This window comes from Sodalis praecaptivus, from assembly GCF_000517425.1.
Taxonomy (GTDB): domain Bacteria; phylum Pseudomonadota; class Gammaproteobacteria; order Enterobacterales; family Enterobacteriaceae; genus Sodalis_A; species Sodalis_A praecaptivus.
Map to the genome: position 1 here is coordinate 2519012 of NZ_CP006569.1, position 19922 is coordinate 2538933.

The window sequence follows — 19922 nt, forward strand, 5'->3', positions numbered from 1 at the left end:
CGGCTTAAAAGGTGAGAAATTTACCGATGAAGGCAATCAACGGCGCCAGCACGAACATGTCGCTGTCGCCGGCCCATAGCGCGGTATCGGGGATAGTGTTATTGATAAGATAGCTCACGCAGAAATACTGCCCCCATGCCACCAGCGTGGAGGTAAAAAACCCCGCCAGCAGCGCGCCTTTATAGCCCCCTGTCACGTTACCGAACACCCCGGCGGTGCCGGCATGGAAAAAAATCACGATCATACTGGGGATAAAGACATATCCGGTGGTGGTACCGATAACCATCAGCCACAGCAGGGAGCCGGCGAACGCGCCGATAAACCCCAAGACTACGGCGTTGGGGGCAAAATTGAAAATAATCGGACAGTCCAGCGCCGGTCGCGCGCCCGGCACCAGCCGCGTTCCGATGCCGTTAAACGCGGGCACCATTTCGCCGATAAACATGCGCACCCCGAGCAACACCACCGCGATCCCGCCGGTAAACAGCAGCGACTGCTTGAGCGCGAAGATATAAAAGCTCAGATCGCCGGACTCGCCCAGGATTTCCTGCGCTTTAGGCGAACCTTTAATTTGCAGCAGCAAGGTGCCAATAAAAAACAGCAGCGTCATGGTCAGGGCGGTCACCACGTTCGAGTCGCGCAAAAAGCCCAGGTTTTTCGGCACCTTAATATCTTCGGCGCTCACCTTGTGGCGGGCGAAAAGATTGCCCGCCAGCGCGCCGAGCAGCGCCACCGAGGCGGATGAGTGGCCGAGCGCCACGTTATCGTTGCCGGTAATGCGCCGTACCCAGGGCTGTACCAGCGCCGGCTGGAAGGTCCAGTAAACGCCCAGGATCAGCGACAGCGCAAGCGTAAGCGTCACCGGCGATACGTCCGGCCGCTTGTTGACAATGACCCCGGCGAAGATCATGGCAGTCCAGAACATCATATGTCCGGTCAGGTAAATGTATTTAAAGCGCGTCAGCCGCGCCAGCAGCAGGTTAATGGCAAAACCCGCGGCAATGGCGATGGTCACACTGCTGCCGTAACGCTCGCTGAAATGCGTCTGTCCCATGATATGGGTCAGGCTCATTTGCTGCAGGCCAAACACCTCCGTCCAGATGGGCTGGAATATCAGCAGCGCAGCAACGATAATGCTGGCGCCCGCGCCGATTATCAAAAATCCCAGGATGCCTTTTAACGTGCCGGAGACGATATCCGCCAGCGGCTTATGTTGCAGCACCAGGCCCAACAGCACGATAAGCCCTATCAGTATTGAGGCCTCGCCGAAAATATTGACCGTTATCCAGTGCAGAACATGAATGAAATCGCTCATGACGCGTCTCCCTTGAACAGCCCGGAAGCGACCAGCGCGCGCTCGATTTCTTGTTGATCAATGAAGTTATTGACCACGACCACCGGGCAGGCGAGATGGCGCAGACCGGCGACAAACTCGCTATGGGTCACCACCAGGTCGGCGCTGGCCGACGCCGCGGAGGAAACGTCCATATGCTCGACGGAGGCACCGTGCCCCAGCTTGCGCAATACCGTTTCCACGTTCATTTTCAGGATTAGGCTGGAGCCCATCCCTAAACCACAGACGGTTAAAATTTTCATACGCTGCTTTCCTCAGTAACGGCAAACTCGCCGGCAATAGCGCCTAGGCATCAAGATGTTTGAAACAGGTGTAACAGGTCGTCGCGCTCACGGCTGGTCATCAAAATAGTTCGTTTTGACGTTTCGCCCAGCACGGTAACAACGCGCTGTATCAGCGCAATATGACTGTCGCCGTCGGTCGCCGACAATCCGATAAGCACCGACACCGGGTCGTTTTCGTCGTGGCCGAACGTGAGCGGGGTGGCCAGACGCACCAGGCTTATCTGCGCCCGCCGTGCGCCCTGCTGCGGGCGCGCATGCGGCATGGCCAACCCCGGCGCGATGACAAAGTAGGGACCGAACTGATGGTAATTTTCCACCATCGCCCGCACGTAGGCGTCATTGCAGGCCCCTACGTCCTTTAAGGCGTCCCCCGCCGCGGCGATCGCCTGCTCAGGCGTGGCGGCGTCGCAATGGGTGACGACAGCGTTAGGATCTATCATGGGCCGTTTCCTCCAGGTGCCGCGTGAGTGACGCCAAGGTGGCATGGAAAGCGGCATCCACCAGCGCCCGGCCTTTTTCCGCGCTGGCGGCGGTAGGGTCGCCCAGCACCGCGTAATCTGAAAACTCGGTCCAATGTATCGGCCGGGCGTTGAAATTGTCAGGGAAGTCAGGATAGTGCGCGCGGGCTTGACGCATATCGACGTGTTCCTCGGCTAACGCCAGCATCAGCGAGGTTTCTATCTCTTCGGCATGCATGTAGCCGGCACGGGCGGTTTTACTCTCTTGCAAGCGGGCCACGGCCTCCGCCATGCCCGCCCAGCTGTAGCTCAGCAGATGCATATCGTGCTCCTTCAGGTGGCGCGCGGCGCTTTTGATGGCGTCGAAGTTGCCGTAGTGCGCATTGATAACGGCCATGCTGGTAATGCCGTAACCCTGCATATTGCGCGCCAGCGCTATCAGCAACGCCGTGAGCAGATCGTTACCGAGATCGATCGCGCCCGCATGACCGCGTAACGACCAGACCTGGCCATAGGGCACCGCCGGCAACGTGAGCGCAACCTCCCCTAGCGCGGCATCCAGCCTGGCGCAAAAGCGTTCCGCCAGTAGATTATCGGTCGCCAGCGGCAGATGATCGCCATGGGGTTCGGTCGCGCCGAGGGGCAGCAGAGCAATACGCGCCCGCGTCAGCGCCTGCTTTGCCTGGCTTTCGTTAAGGAGATCGAGTCGCATGGTGTTATCCTTAACCAAAAGAGAAATAGCGGGCCGGATTATCCACGAAGAACGCCTGCAACAGCGCTTCCCCGTCCATGCCCGCCGCGTGGGCTTCCTCAATGAAGCGCGGCCGCCAATCGGTTAAGATAAACTTCAGCCCCAGCCCGCCCAGCCCGTAGTGCGCGCTCATCGATTTACGGGCAAAATCACCGCCGATCACGATGCGATCTTGATAGCCTTTGCGGCACAACGAGAGAATCGCCTCGGTGCGCACGTTCTCCGGGTGATACTTAATACGCGTCATGCCGTCGAACAGGATAAAAGCACCGGTTTTTGCCACCTGATGATGCAGCCAAGGGTCGGGATTGCGATCCAGATGGGCAAAGCACAGACGCGACAAATCCAGGCCGAGATGCTTGAAAATAGCGGCCTGCTCCAGCGCCATGGTGCCCATTTCGGTATGGGTATGCATCGGCGCGCCGGTGTGTTGCTGGGCGCGGACGATAACCTCCATGGTTTTCCGCTCCAGCCGGGAGATGGTGTTGTAGCCGGTGCCGCATTTCACCACGCCGGCGCGCTGTGAGGTGCCGTCAATGCCGTGAAGCACCTCGTTGCACACCTGCTCGACCAGCGCGTCCACCGGCGTCGCGTCTATCCACTCGGCGAAGGTGTGATCCTGTCCCGGTCGCGGGCTACTCCACAGAAAACCCTTATTGAAGCCGGCGGTGGCAATCACCTGCACCTGTTGCCGTTCGGCCATCGCCGCCACCTCAGCGGCCCGGCGGCCGTAATCGGGCGCGGTGGCATCGTAAAACGAGCGCCCGCCCGCCTGGGCAAAATCGGCCAGCTCCCGCTCTGACGCGGCCAAATCATCAAGCAGTAAATCGTCATCCTGGCGCTGCTGCCAGTAGGGGGGGATGCAGTAGACATGGTCGTGACTGTAGGTGACACCCAGCGCACGGCTGTCGATATCACCGTGAAGCGTACGGATAACTCCCATCGTTTCCTCCTCAGGTCGGCGGGAAATGGCGAGATTGATAATGGCATTGACCAGATGACCAGACAAGTGATCAAGTTCATATTTTAATCTTATGACGGCGCGGAGAATTCCTTTTTGCGAGGCGCGTCAATAAGCGTCGCGGGGGATGAAGAAGGCAAGCGGAAAACAAGGTGAGCGTGACGCGATACCGGGCAAGACCGACGACGACGGCCTGAGAGCAGCGTCACGACAAAATTGACATCATCACCCTGCCCGCCTGACGCCTTATGCCAGACGAGATACGCACGACGAAATGCCCGCCCGACGCCCCTGGCAGGCAAAATGAGCCCGACGAAATGTTCGCCCGACGCCCCATGGCAGGCAACATGGGCCCGACTGCATGCTGCCCGACGCCGCTGGCAGGCAAAACGGGGCCGACTACATGCCCGCCCGACGCTCCATGGCAGGCAATATGGGGCCGACTACATGCCCGCTCGACGCCCCATGGCAGCTAAAACGCGGTCGGGTAGCGGTTTATGCGTGGCGCTATCCTTATTGACCTACCCCTCCGCCGCACGACCTAAGCCTGTGCCCGGGGGGAGTGCGCCCAAGGAATGTCGCGCACGATGTCGGCCGTCACAGCCGCCACATCGGTTCTGCCGCAAAAAGCCATCGACAGATCCAACTCATTACGCAGAATAGTCAGCGCGGTAGTAACGCCGCGCTCACCCATCGCGCCAAGGCCGTACAACATGCTGCGCCCGATATAGGTGCCCTTTGCGCCTAATGCTAGCGCTTTCAGCACATCTTGCCCGGAGCGAATCCCGCCATCGAAATGCACTTCGGCCTGGCGGTTTACCGCCTCGACGATCGACGGTAGCATGGAAATCGACGAGGAGACGCCATCGAGCTGGCGACCGCCGTGGTTGGACACAATCACCGCATCCGCCCCCGCGGCCACCGCCAGCCGCGCGTCGTCAGGATCCATGATCCCTTTGACGATCACCTTGCCGCCCCACCGCTGTTTAATCCACTCAATATCGTGCCATGACAAGCCGGGATCGAACTGCTGCCGGGTCCATTCCACCATTGCATCAATATTATCCACGCCGCGGGCATGGCCGATAATATTGCCAAAATGACGATGCGGCGTGGCCAGCATTTGGCGGCACCACCGCGGTTTGCCGGCCATATTGAGCAAGTTGTGCAGCGTCAGTTTGGGGGGCGCCGTCAGCCCATTTTTTATGTCCTTATGCCGCTGGCCAAACACCTGCAAATCCAGGGTCACCACCAGCGCCCCGCAGTTGGCCGCTTTGGCGCGTTCAATTAAGTTGGCGACAAAGTGACGATCGCGCATCACATACAGCTGGAACCAAAAAGGATGAAACTGCGTGGCGCGCGCTACCGCTTCGATTGAGCAAATACTCATGGTCGAGAGTGTGAAAGGGATGCCGACGCTTTTCGCCGCGCGCGCGGCCAGGATCTCGCCATCAGCGTGTACCATGCCGGTCAGGCCGGTGGGCGCAATCGCTATCGGCATGGAAACGGCGTGCCCCACCATTGTGCTGGCGGTACTGCGCCGCGAAATATCTACCGCCACCCGCTGGCGAAATTCGAGACGCCGTAAATCGGCTTCGTTGGCCCGATAGCTATATTCCGTCCACGACCCGGCGTCGACATAATCATAAAACATTTTTGGCACTCTTTTGCGCGCCAGCAAACGTAGCTCTTCAATACAGGTAATCGTCACTGATGCTACTCCGGCCCTTTACGCGACAGGCGGAAAATATAACCTTTTCCCGTTGGCACTTTCATCAAAGTAAATAGAGAAAATTCACGGCTTACTGTAGTCGTTATAGGCCTGCTGCAACGCTATATGGTCCGCAATATATTTTGCATCATGCCATACACCATAAATAAACGACGACGCTCGGTTCACCAGATTCGGCAGTCCCAGGAAATAAATACCGCGTTCAGCGGAAATGCCGCGTTTGTGGAAGGGCAAGCCTTTTTCATCGAAAGCGTCAACCTTGAGCCAGCTGAAATCAAATTGAAAGCCCGTCGCCCAAATAATCGTGGTAATTCCCGCAGCAGTCAGATTCAGCTCAGACAGGGGGTTAATCAAACATGCCGGATCCGGCAGTAAATCCCACGCTTCTGGCTCTGGCGGTAAATCCAGGCCGTTACGTTCAATATACGCATCCGCATCGCGCAACACATCAAAATAGGCTTTGTCGCCGTCCTCGATATTGTCCCGGAGACCTTCAGCAAAGCGTATCACGCCATCGTTCCAGCTTTGCGTGATCCCCACCAAGGTGATGCCCATGTGCGCCAGACGGCGAAAATCAACGGTTTTACCGCCTTCATAGCCGCTTACCGCAAAAGCGACATGCGCCTTCTTCGGTTTGATTTTGACTTCATCCCACAACCCTAACGCCCCGAGCCACCAGCAATAATCGCGATCGCGATAAGAGCGCGGGGGGCGGTAATGTTCTCCCACCGACAGAAAGACTTCGCGGCCAGACTTTCTCAACTCTTCAGCGATTTGCGTACCGGATGCCCCGGCGCCGACCACTAACACGCCCCCCGCCGCCAGCTGCTGCGGGTTCTTATAGACGCTAGAGTGAATCTGATGCACCCCGCTCGCCGCCGGTACGATGTGCGGGAAAGCGGCCTTTTGGAATGGCCCGGTCGCCGCCACCACGTTATCGGCTTCAAACTCGCCCGCTGAGGTGGTGATCTTGAAACCACGGCGGCCGGCCAGACGCTCCACCCGCTGCACGTCCACGCCGGTACGAATGGGCGCCGCGAGCATCCTGGCGTAATCCTCAAAATATTGCGCCATCCGTTCTTTCGCAGGAAAGGTTTCTTGGGGAATGTTATCGAACTTGAGCGACGGAAAGCGATCGTGCCACGCGGGTCCGTTGGCCACCAAGGAATCCCAGCGTTCCGAACGCCAGCGTTCAGCTATGCGGCTGCGCTCCAAGACAATATGGTCCACGCCCATTAATGCCAAGTGTTCGCTCATCGCAATACCCGCCTGACCGGCACCCACTATTACGGTATTCATTTTTTCTAATGACATGTGACATCCCTAAAGTTTATCGACATTGATCTTTTTCACTGCTGAGGATCATCAGGTTGCGTGTTAAAGATAATTCGGTTTCGCTGATGGCATTGATCGGGTCAATGGCCAATATGTGGCAAACCCCTAGTGCCCGCGATCGCTGTGCATTATTTTCCCCAAGCCTAAATATCTATTGGCAATAATTAGAATCACGGCGGTCACGACGATATAAATTACCGAAAGCGCAGCCAGGGTAGGATCGGCAAATTCACGCACGTAGTTGTACATCGCCACGGGTAAAGTCTGTGTCGCTTGCGTGGTAATAAACAGCGAGGCGGTGAATTCGTTAAAGGAGAGAATGGCCGCAAACAGCCACCCGCCCAACAGCCCGGGTAAAATCAGCGGCACGGTGATAGTCCACACGACGCGCAAGGGCGAAGCGCCGAGGCTGGCGGCCGCCAATTCAATGCGCTGCTCCAGGTTTTGTAACGATACATAGACGCTTTGCAGCACAAACGGCAGCATCAGCACGATGTGGCAAAAGATAACCAAGGGATACCCACGGCCGAGATGTAACTGCGACACCAGCATCAGCAGGCCCAGCCCAATGGTAAAATGGGGAATAAACAGCGGCGACAGCAGCACCCCTTCCAGCACCCGTTTGCAGGGGAAGGCATAACGCTCAATGGCAATCGCCAGCGTGGTGCCGATGATTGCCGCCAGCGTTGATGCCCAGGCGGTAACGGTCAGCCCGGAGAAAAGGCCGTGGCGGAAATCAGCGTAATTCACCGCGCGCGTAAACCAGCGCAGCGACCAGCTCTTGGGCGGGAAAAACAGCACCGACGTGCCGCTAAAAGCGGAAATAAACACCACCACGGTGGGCAGCAGCACGAAAATCAGAATGGCCGCCACCAGCAGGCGCCCGGCCAGGGTAATCAATCTATCGTTTAATGAACGGGTCATCTTACTGCTCCCCCAACGCGCGCAAGACACGGGTCATGCGTTTGATGGCCATCAGCAGCACCACCGTCAGGATTAGGCCGGCGATGCTCAGCGCGGCGGCAAACGGGAAGTTCATGGACGAAAATCCCAGTTGATAAACAAGCGTTGCCACCGTACTGACGCGACCGCCGCCAATAAGCTGGGGCGTGGCGAAGGCGCTAAACGTCCAGGCAAAAGCGGTAGCCAAGCTTGAGACAATGCCTGGAATCGACAGCGGGATCGTGACCGTCAAAAGCGTGCGTATCGGGCCTGCGCCCAGACTGGTCGCGGCTTTTTCATAGTCCGGGTCGATATGGGACAGCGCGGCGGCCAGCATCAGGACCATGATAGGCATGGTGACATGGACCAGCGCGACCACGACACCTATCTGCGTGAACATAAACTGGAACGGGGTGTGAATAATGCCGAGCCCCAACAGCAGGCTATTCAGAAAGCCGCTGTTGCCCAGCACGATAATCCACGAATAGGTGCGCACCACTTCCCCAAGAAAAAGCGGCGAGATGGCGATAATCATGATGGTGGATTTCATCAGGGTGGTGCGGGCGCGAATGAAACCATACGCCAGCGGATAGCTCATCAGAAGGCCAAATACCGCCGTTTTTGCGCTCAGCGCCACCGTGGTCATAAAGGCCTCGGCATAAAGGGATTTAAACAGGCCAGTGAAGTTAGCCAAGGTCAATCCGCCCACGTCCAGCGAACCCGGGATATAGGCCCGCACGCTGAATTGCATCACGGCGAACATGGCCACAATCAGCCCAAGCGCGGTCAGCGCGGCGGGAATAATGAACCAGGGTAGAAATGCCGGATTTCTTGTCATCAACGAAGCTACCTCAATTAATCTGTCGCGGCCCGCCATCGCGCGCGGGCGGCTAAGGCCGACCATGCCTCTTAATGGGACATGATGTTTTCCGAAAACCATTGGCGCCATTCCGCCGTTTTTTCAGCACGCAGTTGCGGGTCGGTATTGATAGTGGCATCCCATTGGGCGGCGGTGGTCAACATGCCCGGCAGTTTCGCCAGTTCCGGGTCGATATGCGCGTTGTTCACCGTGGGACTACCGCGGTAGATTTTCGCCACCTGTTCTTGGATCTCCGGCTTGAGGGCGATATTGATAAACCGGTAGGCCAGCTCGGCACGGGGGCTGCCTTTATTGATAGCGACAGTGTCCACGCCGAGGATGGCTCCCTCTTTCGGCACGGCAAGCTTAATGTCAACGCCTTCCGCCATCATGCTATAGGCGTTCATCGACAACATCACTTGTACCGGCGTTTCCCCGGTCGAGATCAGCTGCTGACTATTGGCGTCATTGGTATAAAAGGATTTAATGTTGGGAATCAACGCTTTCAATTTTTCTTGGCCTTGTTGCCAATGCGCGGCATCGGCGCCAGAGAGTTTCGCCGCCACGGCGATAATATGGCTCGGATCCCAATCCGGTAGCGCCAGCGTGCCCTTGAGTTCGGGTTTCCACAGATCATTCCAACTGCCGAAGGTTTCGCCCTTTGGCACCAAATCGGGACGATAGCCGATGGTGTAAACGTAGCCCCACACGCCAAGGTGATACGGACTGACTTTGGCCTGCTGCACCAAATTGGCCCCGTTGGGGATTTTAGTCATATCCAGTTTTTCAAACAGGCCGCTATTGGCATACAAGTAGCCGACATGTGCAGTGGTAAAGGTAACGTCGCTTTCCGGTGATGGGCCCGCCAGTTTGGCTTTATTCAACCGGTCTATGGTGCCCCCGGTGACAAACTGCACCTCCGCGCCGGTTTCTTTGGTGAATTCCTTGGCAATGGTTTCATCAATCAGATCTTTAAAACTGCCGCCCCAGGTGCTGACGATCAATTTATCCGCGGCCTGGGTATTGCCTGCACTAGCAACACTTGCCGTCAACAAGGTTAACGCCCAAATCTTACGCAACATATTCTCATCTCCCATAAATGAAACGGCTGACGCAAATGCATCCCTCCCCCGCCGGCTTGCGCCGCGCCAAAGCACGGCGTAAGCGGAAGCTTTGCATGGAGGGGATTCTGCCGTTGCGGCGCCAGGGGGTAAAACAGTATTTCCCTCGCTCTTGCGTCGGAATTTCTGATGCTAAAAACACGCCGCGACATCAAGGTTTTTTCAGCGTTGGGTTAAACGCGATATCTTGGCGGCGGTGAATCCCTCTGCGGCGAATGATGCGAGAATGTTATTGTGCGGTTTTCGGCATGATAAATGCATGTTAATCGACACTTGCAAAATGACTGGCGCGACACGAGCGCGTCAGCGCTATCGGGAGAACCTGCATGCTCAGTCGCATCACTCAGCGTCAGCTGGAATATTTTGTCGCTTCCGGGGAAGCGGGCAGCATCATCGGCGCATCGGAACGCATTCACGTATCATCGCCGTCGATTTCCGCCGCCATTACCCATATCGAATCCGAACTCGGCGTCCAGCTGTTTGTACGCCACCATGCGCAAGGCGTGTCGCTCACCGCTATCGGCCATCAGGTACTCAAAGAGGCCAAGCTGATTTTGGAGCAAATGTCGAACCTGTACACCATTGCGTCGGAATCGCTGAATAACGTGCGCGGTCCGCTGCGCGTTGGCTGTCTTGATACCTTGGCGCCAATGTTGACGCCGGAGCTGGTCTTCGGCTTTGGCCGCTCCTTTCCCGGCGTGCGTATCACGTTGGTCGAGGGCAATCATGAACAATTGCTAAAACAGTTGCGCTCGGCCGATATCGACATCGCGCTGACCTATGATCTGGTCCCCGCCAGCGATATTGCTTTTGCCTCTTTGGCGCAGTTGCCGCCGTATTTGATGGTCGGCGAGCATCATCCCCTCGCCACGCAATCGGCGGTGACGCTCCAGGATTTGGCCGATTTGCCGATGGTGCTGCTGGATATCCCGTGGAGCCGCGAATACTTTCTCGGCCTGTTTAGCGAAGCGGGCGTGGCGCCCAATATCGTGATGCGTTCAAGCAATTTGGAGGTGGTACGCGCCATGGTGGCGAACGGCGTCGGTTTTGGCATCGCCAACGTGCGGCCGAAAGCCAATTTGTCCCAGGATGGTAAACGCGTGATACGTGTCCGCCTGGCCGGGGTCAATAAGCCCATGCAGTTGGGTTATGCCACCGTGGCGCACGTCCAGCATTCGATGGTGGTAAATGCCTTCGCGGAACGCTGCCGCATGTTTATCTCGAACCAGTATATTCCCGGTATGGCGGCGCCAAGCTATTTTGATCCGCAAGTGGTGAAGGTGGCGTAATCCGCGGATTGCTCCTCTGATTATCGCGGCGCTGGGTTAATACCCGCGCTGCGGCAACACCTGATTGACCACCGCCTCACCGCGCGCAACGCGCTGGATATTGTCAGCCACCTGACGCGCGGCGGAAGCGGGATTCGCCACCGAGGCCAAATGCGGCGTAATAAGCACATTTTCCATTCCCCAGAGGGGATCGTCCGGCGGCAGAGGCTCGCTGTCGAACACGTCCAAGGTGGCTTCGGCGATCCGGCCGTGGCTTAAGGCCTGCGTCAGCGCCGTTTGGTCGACAATCGCCCCGCGCGAGACATTGATAAACGCACAACCTTGGGGCAATTGCGCCAGCCTGTCGGCGCTCAGCAACCCTTGCGTTTGCGGGGTCAAGGGCAACATCACCACCAAAATGTCGCTGTTTGCAAGGAAATCCCCCAGCGCCGGCAAGCCACTGTGGCATAAAATACCCGTCAGGTGTTTTTGCGAACGCGACCAACCGCGCACATCAAAGCCCTGGCGCGCCAATTCCAATGCCGCATGGGCCCCGAGCTCCCCTAACCCCAGCACGCCCACGCGAACGCTATGCGGCGGGCGCGGATGCAAATAATGCCAGCGACGGGCACGCTGCGCGCGTTCAAACGCGGGGATATCGCGCGCATAACGGAGTACCGCGAACAGCACGTAACCCGCCATCATGCGCGCCATATCCGGATCGGAGAGACGGATAATGGGGATATCGGGAAGATCGTCACGCCCCAGGAGCGAATCGACGCCGGCGCCGAGATTGACCAGCAGTTTTAAGTTGCGATAAGGGGCGAAAAAGCCGTGGGGCGGTCTCCACACCAACGCATAATGCACCGTGTCGACATGTTGCACGTCTTGCGCGCGACAAAGCGCGACCCCCGGTAGATGCGGTTGCAGCAGCGCCGACCACGCCTCGAAACTGTCGTACTCGCTATAGAACACTAATGTGCTCATGACGCTTTCGCCTGGATCAGCGCGACGATCGCCTCAATGGCCAATTCGTACCCCAGTACGCCAAGCCCGGCGATCACCCCGGTGGCGGCTTTTGACACCATCGAATGGTGCCGGAACGGTTCGCGCTGCCAGATGTTGCTCATATGCGCTTCGATTATCGGCCCGTCATACATCAGCAAACCATCCAGAATGGGGACGGAGCTGTAGGTTAACCCGGCGGCATTGATTATCAGCCCATCGGCCTGCTGGCGCGCCTCTTGGATCCAGTCAACGATGACGCCTTCATGATTACTTTGGCGAAATTGCAGTTCGACGCCCAAGGCCTGCGCGCGACGCTGGCAGCGCTCGCCAATGCTGGCAAAGCTTTCACGACCATAGGTTCCGCCCTTGTCCATGCCGTACAGGTTAGCGTTGGGACCATTGAGGAAAAAAATCTGTGATGACATAGGATCTCCCGATTACGCGTGCGGATGTGTGGCCGCCATCGCGGGATGGGCAGCGAACCTGGCGAACCAGGCGGCGGTCAAGGGATAGGCTTTGCGCCAGTTGAGATCGGCGAAACGAAAATCGAGATAGCCGAGGCCGCAACCCAGGGTGATAAGCCCGATCTCTTCGGGCTCAGTGTTAAACTGCGCAGCGTGGCGCTCTATTTCCGCAAGCGTGGCGGCCACTTTCGTTAGCTGCGCGTCAGCCCACGGTGACCACTGCCTGTCGGCCGGACGCGCGCTGTATTCGTAACGCGCAAGCAATGCGGCATCGAGCAGCCCGTCCCCCAACGCCTGACGCGTCAGGCATCGCCAGCGCGCGTCACCGGCTGGGGGAAACAGCGTGCCGTGGGCATAGGCATTGAGGTATTCACAAATCACCCGGCTGTCATACAGGCACAAACCGGCCGCGGTGCGCAGTGCCGGGACTTTCGCCAGGGGATTAAAGGCGGCAATGCGCTCATCGCGTTCAATGGGATGCGCCGCGCAATCAAGCCACTCAATGTCTTGCGCCAGCCCAAGACAATGGGCGGTGACCATGACTTTACGCACATAGGGGGACGTGCTGGCGTAATAGAGCTGCATCATGCTGCTTTCTCCAGATGATCCACCGCGAGCAGGACCTTGCCGATGTTCGCATTGGATTCCAAAATACGATGCGCCTGCGCGGCGTCTGCCAGGGGCAGAGTGCGGTGGATAACCGGCGCAAGTCTGCCCTCCGCCAGCAGCGGCAGCAAATGGGTGTGAAGACACTGCGCCAAGCGCGCTTTTTCCGCCGGGCTTTTAGGGCGCAGCGTCGAGGAGGTTAACGTCAAACCTTTGCGCATCACCTGTTGCAGGTCGAGCTCGATTGTCGCCCCCTGCATGAAAGACAGGCTGATATGCCGCCCGCCAGGCGCCAGCACGCTCAGATTGCGCGCCACCCCCTCGCCGCCGACGTTATCGAGCACCACATCGACGCCGCGTCCCTGCGTCTGCGCCAGGGTCACCGCCACGAAATCTTCCTCGTGTCGGTCTATCGCGCGCCAGACACCGAGACGCGCGAGCGCGGCGATTTTGTCCGCCCCGCCCGCCACGGCGATGACGCGTGCGCCGCAGCGTCTGGCACATTGGATCGCAAAGGTACCGACACCGCTGGCGGCCCCGTGGATCAACACCGTTTCCCCCGGCATCAACCTGCCACGTTCAAAAAGGTTGTGCCAGACGGTGAAGGCCGCTTCCGGCACGCCGGCGGCATGGGCGAGGGGTAAACATGCCGGCACCGGTAAGCACAGCTCGGCGCGGGCCAGGCAATACTGCGCGTAGCCGCCGCCGTTGACCAGCGCCATGACCGCTGCGCCCATCGCCGGCGGGTCAACGCCTGCGCCCTGCGCCACGACGGTGCCGGACACTTCCAGCCCCAGCACCGCCGTCACCCCCGGCGGCGGCGGCATGCCGGCACGCTGCATAATATCCGGGCGATTGACGCCGGCGCTGGCGACGCGGATCAGCACCTCCCCGGGTGCCGGCCGCGGTACGCCCAGCTCGACCAGTTGTAGTACCTCGGGACCGCCGGGTTCGCGGGCAATGACCGCCTTCATCATGTTGGGTATCATCTCAATTCATCCTTGTGTCGCGGCGCTAAAGGCGCACACGCCTTCATCAGTAAAAGTGATACCGACCACGCTACCCACCGGCCAGCATCGCAAGGCATCCAGTCCGGACTGACGCGCGAACAGCGTAGCGCTGCCGAGCGCGGGTACATCCAGATGCACATCAACGTGATCCCCCTGAAACACGTGGTGGACAACGGTGGCGCTGAGAAACGCCTGCGGGCCCAGCGCGGTGAGCTGAATATTTTCTGGACGTACATACACCGCCACCCGCTCGCCCACCGTCCCCTTGACCCGCGCGGCAGGCAAACGCAACGCATTGCCGCCCAACTCCAGTACCGCGGTGTTATCCTGGCGGGCATACATTGCGGGCAAGATGTTGACGTCACCGACAAAGCCCGCGACAAACGGATCTTGCGGCCTGCGATAGATTTCGTCGGGTGTGCCAATTTGGTGCACCCGCCCCGCCGACATCACCACCACCCGATCGCTCATGCTCAGCGCCTCGCCCTGATCGTGGGTGACGAACACCGCGGTCACGCCGAGCTTGCGCACTATCGCTTTTAGCTCGACCTGCATCGATAAGCGCAAATTCTTGTCCAGCGCGGAGAACGGTTCATCGAGCAGCAACACCTTCGGGCGGATGACCAACGCGCGGGCCAACGCCACGCGCTGCTGTTGGCCGCCGGATAACTCACGCGGTTTGCGCTTGCCATAGCCGGCCAACTTGACCAGCGCCAGCGCCTGCTCGACGCGTTCAGTGATTTCCGCCTTCGGCACGCCGCGCATGCGCAGCCCATAGCCGACGTTTTTTTCCACCGTCATATGCGGAAACAGCGCGTAATTTTGCAAGACGATGCCGATTTCGCGCTTATACGGCGGAATGTCGGTGACCAAATCGCCATCGATAAAGATTTCGCCCACGTCCGACTCGGTGAATCCGGCGATCAAATTCAATAAGGTGGTTTTACCGCAGCCGGAAGGACCGAGCAGCGTCATAAATTCCCCTTCCGCGATCATCAAGGACACCTGATGTAACGCGACGGTAGCGCCAAAGCGTTTGAGTACCCCATCTAACCGAACAGCGATAGGGGGTTTATGCGGCACGGCACGGTCCTCGCCGGACGGCCGCAAGGTAATAACCTCTTGACTTACCATGAATTCTCCCAAAATTGAGGCGATGACGGCGGGTCATAAGCATAAGGCTTCGGGACGCCGCACGAATGAGTACTTCGCGAAGCCCTGGTTTGGAAAACAGAAAGCAGACGTGATAGCCGGCATGATGGCGCGCGATAAACGATCATTGACACAGCCATCGGGCCAGGCGGCGCAACATGGCGTCACAGGCCGTTAATTGTTCGAGACGAATGAATTCGTCAGGTCTATGGCCCTGCGCCATACTGCCCGGCCCACATATCACGCTGGGAATCCCCGCCTGTTGGTATAAACCGCCTTCGGTGCCAAAAGCCACGGTAGCAAAGGGGAGTGAATCGGTGAGAAAGGCCAACAAGCGCGCGGCCGGGCTATCCGCGGCGGTATCGAGCCCGGGATAGCCACTAATCGGGTAAATGTGGATTGCCGTGTCTTGATTGACCGCGCGCATTTGCGGCAACAGCTCGTTTTGCGCGTAGTGTCGCAGTTCTTCCGCTACCCGTTGCGCATCGTCTCGCGGCAGCGTACGGATTTCAAAATCGAAAGAGCATTCGGCGGCGACAATATTGAGCGCGCGACCGCCCTGGATAACGCCGGTCTGCACGGTGGTAAACGGCGGGCTAAAGCGCGCATCCTGGTGCTCCGGCGCGGCCAGGCGCTCCCCTATCCGGGTCAAATAATGAATCAACTTTGCCGCGTATTCGATAGCGTTCACCCCTTGGGGCGCGTAGGCCGAATGGCAGGGAGATCCTTTAACATCGCAGCGCAGACCCAGTTTACCTTTGTGCCCTAACACCGGTTGTAATTCCGTCGGCTCACCGATGAGGCAAATATGCGGTTTTTCCGGGCACTGCGCCAGCGCATCCAATAAGGTCCGCACGCCCAGGCACCCGACTTCTTCATCATAGGAAATGGCCAAATGCAGAGGCTGCACCAGGGGTTGCGCCAAAAAATGCGGCACCGCCGCCAATATGCAGGCAATAAAGCCCTTCATATCCGCCGTGCCGCGTCCATACAGCTTGCCGTCGCGCTCGGTCAGGGCAAACGGGGGGACGCTCCAGGCTTGTCCATCCACCGGCACCACATCGCCATGCCCCGCCAGCATGACGCCGCCATCCCCCGCCGGGCCGATCCGGGCATAAAGATTGGCCTTGCTACCTTCACCGTTATGAATCAATTCACAACCGACGCCCAACGCCGTTAAGTAGCGCTGGATAAACGCGATCAGCAATAAATTGGATTCGCGACTGGTGGTATCAAACGCCACCAGCTGTTCTAGGAGTTCTCGACTGCTCAGCATTGCGCGTCCTCGCCGTTTACACGTCGCCCGGCACGCCGTAGCTCGGGGCCTGGGTGGGATCGAGCGCACGGGTAACGTAATCCTGCATCTGCGGCTGGTACGCTCGCCACAGTTTGCCGAGTTCGGCGATAGGGTCGCCGTCGCTCCAATCCACGCGCAGATCGATTAGCGGCCACGCCTGCTCATCCACGATCGCGAGCGCAGCGGAATGTACCGGCCCCGCTTCGCCGCCCGCGGCCGCGCCACACGCCAGTGCCACCCACAGCCGGTCCGCCAGGTGCCCCTGCCGTCCCGCGAACGCGGCCACCATGGCCGAGATAACCTCCTGATTCGCTAACAAATTACCTGCTGCAACGCAATCCACACCCGTGAGGGCGTGATGGATACCCAGGGTGTGCTCGCCGCTAAAGCAGGCGCTTTGCCCATCGACAGACAGCACCGTCACCTGGCGATAGTGACTGTAGGTGTCGCTGGCTAACCCGGCTTTGAGCGCGGCGTCTACCGTATCCCCTTCCTGCAACCGGTCGAGAATACGTGGCCCGAGCGCCGGCAGGGTGATATTTTGCGTGGCAACCGCGCCGACCCCGGCGCGTACCCACGGGCAACGCGCCCCGACGGCAATACTCGAAGAACTGATGGCAATGCCCAGTTGCCGGGTTTGCGCACAGCGCCCTACGATGGATAACGTCATCGCTATGCTCTCCTTATTGCGGTTGCCCGTCTTCGGGGATGACGGCGATGACATCAATTTCCATCAGCCATTCCGGCTGGCCTAATCCGGAAATGACCAAACCGGTGGAAATCGGAAACACCCCCTGCAACCATTTGCCAATCACCTGATACACCGGTTCGCGATAGCGTGGGTCAATAATGTAGGTCGTGGTTTTGACGATATGAGACAAGTCACTCCCCGCTTCTTCCAGCAACTGTTTCACGTTTTTCATCGCCTGCTCGGCCTGTGCCGCCGGGTCACCCAACCCGACCAGATTCCCATCAAAGTCGGTGCCGATCTGGCCGCGGACATAGACGGTATTGCCGGCGCGTACCGCCTGACAAAGATCGTTGGAGAGCGTTTGATTCGGGTAAGTGTCTTTCGTATTGAATTTGCGAATGCGTGTATGCGTACTCATGGTGTCCTGCCAAGAAAGGGGGAATGTTACTGGCAAGGTATAGCGTTATTCGCCCGGCGGGCAAAATAGCATTTACCCGCGGCAGTGCTTTGAAAAAACCGAAGATACGCGGTATTGATGGCAAAGCGGCACCGCGGCGTTCGACTCTGTCGTTTTCCGGGAACCTGTCGGCACCCTGACCCTTGAATGTAGGGCGGAACAGCGCATGCGCCGGCAGTGACGCGGAAAGAACCGGTGAAGGCATCGCCGTCAGCGGGTGGCCGGCCGGTATCGCTTTAGCATTTCGTCAGCGGCGCTATGCCTGCGCAACGCGGCCAAGATGGACAGCCGCCAATTAACAACGGGCAAACGCGCTGGTTCTCAATTTTCTAACCACTGCTTCGTCAAGATAAAACCACCTGACAGCTAAATTCACTTATAGTAGGCCCTGTTGAATACGGTCATTGATTCACTTTTTCCGCCACAGCACAGTAATTAAAAGTCGGTTTTTGGGTAAGGGGTCATGAGGGCGATTAGCGCTGACAATCCACCCGGTATAATGAATTAAATAAGTACACTCCATTTGGATATCGGGTAATTTCTCGAATTTGACGAAATAACACCAGCACAGATGGCGGTCAACCCCAACCCGTAACGAGGTGAATTTTGAAATCTATTGCGATTCGTTTTGTCATGCTCGCCACTTTGGTGTTTTCAGAAACAGCGGTCTCTGCTGAGAAACTTATTTTCGGCAATGAAGGCAGCTACCCGCCCTTCAGCATTGTGGACACCGCGGGCAAGCTTACCGGCGTGGAACCTGAGCTGGCGCGGGAGATGTGCAAACGTATGAATGTCGAGTGCGACATCGTGGTGATGGATTTCAAAGCCCTGATCCCCGCGTTGCTTGCCAAGAAACTTGACGGTGTCACCACCCAAATCAAACCCTCCCCGGAGCGTAAAGCGAAAGTGCTCTTCGGCATGCCTATCGTCTATAACCCAGACGCCTATGTCGTTCGTGCGAACACCCATTACGCCTTTACCAAAACCGGGCTGCACAACGTTCGTTTCGGCGTCATGCGCGGATCGGTCCAATCTCGTTATCTGACGGAGCATTTCGGCGATGGGATACCCATGAGCTATTACGATAATCTCGAGCAAATCCGCCTTGACCTGCTGGCGGGCAGAATTGATGCTACGCTTGGGCCAAAACTGAACTGGAATATGGAATTGATCAGTAAACCCGAGGGGAAAGAGTGGAAATTGGATGGCGGCGAAATTTGGACCGGCGATGCCTCTCTTCCCGAGTCGGAAAGAGGATCCAGCTGGATTGTCCGTAAAGACAGCGCGGCGCTATCGCAGAGAATGAACGCGGCCCTGACCTCCATGCTTGCGGATTGCACCTTCACGCACATCCGTCAACGGTTTGTACCGATAGCGATCATTCCGGCGGAAAACCACTGCGTTAAACCCTGATAGCGACGGAGAGTGTCATGTGGGGATTACTGAACTGGGGCGATACCGGCTACGGCGACGAGCTCTTCTTTGGCGCATTACTGACGATAAAGGTCGCGGTACTCGGTTATCTCATTGCCTTAGGGCTCGGTATTGCCATTGCGCTGGCAACGCTTAATCCTCACGGCTGGCGCTGGCGCTGCTGGCGCGTGTATGCCTCTGTTTTTATGGGGGTGCCGGCATTGCTGGTCGCGTTCCTGCTGTATTATGGCGGCAGTGAAATCGTCGAATCCGTCTTTAGCGTCATAGGGTGGCAGATCCGTCTCAATGTCACCCCCACCGCTGCGGGGATCAGTGCGCTGGGGATTGTCTACAGCGCATATCTGGCGGAAGTCATCAGAAGCGCTATTCGTTCGCTGCCGCAAGGGCAGTTCGAGGCCTGCGCCATGTTATTAATCCCGCGCAGGAAAATGTGGACGCATATCGTCTTTCCGCAATCTATACGGTTAGCGTTACCGAGCTTAAGTAATATGTGGATTGTGGTATTAAAGGATACGGCGTTGATTTCTCTCGTCGGGATTAAAGAAGTTATTTCACAAGCGAAACTCGCCGCCGGTAATACCAAAGAGCCGTTTATGTTTTATTGTGCGGTGTCGCTATTCTTTCTGGTGTTCAGTGTGCTTACAGTCTGGTTTATTAACCGGATTGATCCGAGCAAAAGACGCCGCGCCGTGGGCCTGAAATAAGCCATCTACGCGCACCACGCCGCTGGTCGCCGGC

At 57.9% G+C, this 19922-nt stretch carries 21 protein-coding genes; 3 read left to right on the forward strand and 18 right to left on the reverse strand.

Going from position 1 to position 19922, the window contains the following annotated elements:
* Positions 1-4 precede the first annotated feature (4 nt).
* From SANT_RS11135 to SANT_RS11180, 10 genes are all read right to left on the reverse strand, one after another.
* Positions 5-1315 carry a PTS ascorbate transporter subunit IIC gene (locus tag SANT_RS11135; protein ID WP_025422369.1) on the reverse strand — a complete coding sequence of 437 codons (1311 nt, stop codon included), beginning with the start codon at positions 1313-1315 and terminating at the stop codon, positions 5-7.
* Positions 1312-1596 carry a PTS sugar transporter subunit IIB gene (locus SANT_RS11140; RefSeq protein WP_025422370.1) on the reverse strand — a complete coding sequence of 95 codons (285 nt, stop codon included), beginning with the start codon at positions 1594-1596 and terminating at the stop codon, positions 1312-1314. The genes SANT_RS11135 and SANT_RS11140 overlap by 4 nt, the downstream gene beginning before the upstream one ends.
* Before the next feature lie 50 nt (positions 1597-1646).
* A complete protein-coding gene (locus tag SANT_RS11145; RefSeq protein WP_025422371.1) occupies positions 1647-2078 on the reverse strand; it encodes a PTS sugar transporter subunit IIA in 432 nt (143 codons plus the stop codon).
* Positions 2065-2808 carry a creatininase family protein gene (locus SANT_RS11150; RefSeq protein WP_025422372.1) on the reverse strand — a complete coding sequence of 248 codons (744 nt, stop codon included), beginning with the start codon at positions 2806-2808 and terminating at the stop codon, positions 2065-2067. The genes SANT_RS11145 and SANT_RS11150 overlap by 14 nt, the downstream gene beginning before the upstream one ends.
* A 10-nt stretch (positions 2809-2818) precedes the next feature.
* The gene (locus SANT_RS11155) at positions 2819-3856 is read right to left on the reverse strand and encodes a phosphotriesterase family protein (RefSeq protein WP_237234609.1); all 1038 of its coding nucleotides are present in this window, start codon (positions 3854-3856) and stop codon (positions 2819-2821) included.
* Positions 3857-4349: 493 nt separating this feature from the next.
* The gene (locus SANT_RS11160; RefSeq protein WP_025422374.1) at positions 4350-5519 is read right to left on the reverse strand and encodes an alpha-hydroxy acid oxidase; all 1170 of its coding nucleotides are present in this window, start codon (positions 5517-5519) and stop codon (positions 4350-4352) included.
* 84 nt (positions 5520-5603) lie between these two features.
* Entirely contained in the window at positions 5604-6854 is a 1251-nt protein-coding gene (locus SANT_RS11165; RefSeq protein ID WP_025422375.1) for a flavin-containing monooxygenase, read from the reverse strand.
* A gap of 126 nt (positions 6855-6980) precedes the next feature.
* On the reverse strand, positions 6981-7799 hold the full coding sequence (locus SANT_RS11170) for an ABC transporter permease (RefSeq protein ID WP_025422376.1): 819 nt from the start codon (positions 7797-7799) through the stop codon (positions 6981-6983).
* 1 nt (position 7800) lies between these two features.
* Positions 7801-8655: an ABC transporter permease gene (locus SANT_RS11175; RefSeq protein ID WP_025422377.1), complete on the reverse strand. Its 855-nt coding sequence runs from the start codon at positions 8653-8655 to the stop codon at positions 7801-7803.
* A 71-nt stretch (positions 8656-8726) separates the two neighbouring features.
* Entirely contained in the window at positions 8727-9758 is a 1032-nt protein-coding gene (locus SANT_RS11180; RefSeq protein ID WP_025422378.1) for an ABC transporter substrate-binding protein, read from the reverse strand.
* Between the two features lie 365 nt (positions 9759-10123).
* Between SANT_RS11180 and SANT_RS11185 the strand changes: the two genes are divergently transcribed.
* Entirely contained in the window at positions 10124-11086 is a 963-nt protein-coding gene (locus tag SANT_RS11185) for a LysR family transcriptional regulator (protein ID WP_025422379.1), read from the forward strand.
* 36 nt (positions 11087-11122) lie between these two features.
* Here the strand turns inward: SANT_RS11185 and SANT_RS11190 are convergent, their stop codons facing one another.
* The 8 genes from SANT_RS11190 to SANT_RS11225 form a co-directional block, all read right to left on the reverse strand.
* A complete protein-coding gene (locus SANT_RS11190; RefSeq protein WP_071882020.1) occupies positions 11123-12052 on the reverse strand; it encodes a 2-hydroxyacid dehydrogenase in 930 nt (309 codons plus the stop codon).
* Complete coding sequence (locus tag SANT_RS11195) at positions 12049-12498, reverse strand: type II 3-dehydroquinate dehydratase (RefSeq protein WP_025422381.1); 450 nt, start codon at positions 12496-12498, stop codon at positions 12049-12051. The genes SANT_RS11190 and SANT_RS11195 overlap by 4 nt, the downstream gene beginning before the upstream one ends.
* A 12-nt stretch (positions 12499-12510) precedes the next feature.
* Positions 12511-13125, reverse strand: coding sequence for a glutathione S-transferase (locus SANT_RS11200; protein WP_025422382.1), 615 nt, complete (start codon positions 13123-13125; stop codon positions 12511-12513).
* On the reverse strand, positions 13122-14132 hold the full coding sequence (locus SANT_RS11205; protein ID WP_025422383.1) for an NAD(P)H-quinone oxidoreductase: 1011 nt from the start codon (positions 14130-14132) through the stop codon (positions 13122-13124). The genes SANT_RS11200 and SANT_RS11205 overlap by 4 nt, the downstream gene beginning before the upstream one ends.
* A 6-nt stretch (positions 14133-14138) precedes the next feature.
* On the reverse strand, positions 14139-15287 hold the full coding sequence (locus SANT_RS11210; protein ID WP_025422384.1) for an ABC transporter ATP-binding protein: 1149 nt from the start codon (positions 15285-15287) through the stop codon (positions 14139-14141).
* Positions 15288-15429: 142 nt separating this feature from the next.
* On the reverse strand, positions 15430-16581 hold the full coding sequence (argE, locus tag SANT_RS11215) for an acetylornithine deacetylase (protein ID WP_025422385.1): 1152 nt from the start codon (positions 16579-16581) through the stop codon (positions 15430-15432).
* Between the two features lie 16 nt (positions 16582-16597).
* A complete protein-coding gene (locus SANT_RS11220; RefSeq protein ID WP_025422386.1) occupies positions 16598-17272 on the reverse strand; it encodes a DUF1028 domain-containing protein in 675 nt (224 codons plus the stop codon).
* A gap of 13 nt (positions 17273-17285) precedes the next feature.
* A complete protein-coding gene (locus SANT_RS11225; RefSeq protein WP_025422387.1) occupies positions 17286-17711 on the reverse strand; it encodes a RidA family protein in 426 nt (141 codons plus the stop codon).
* Positions 17712-18356: 645 nt separating this feature from the next.
* Between SANT_RS11225 and SANT_RS11230 the strand changes: the two genes are divergently transcribed.
* Both SANT_RS11230 and SANT_RS11235 read left to right on the forward strand, forming a co-directional pair.
* Positions 18357-19163 (forward strand): transporter substrate-binding domain-containing protein, encoded by an 807-nt coding sequence (locus SANT_RS11230; RefSeq protein WP_025422388.1) that lies wholly within the window; start codon positions 18357-18359, stop codon positions 19161-19163.
* 17 nt (positions 19164-19180) lie between these two features.
* Entirely contained in the window at positions 19181-19888 is a 708-nt protein-coding gene (locus tag SANT_RS11235; protein ID WP_025422389.1) for an ABC transporter permease, read from the forward strand.
* Positions 19889-19922 lie beyond the last annotated feature (34 nt).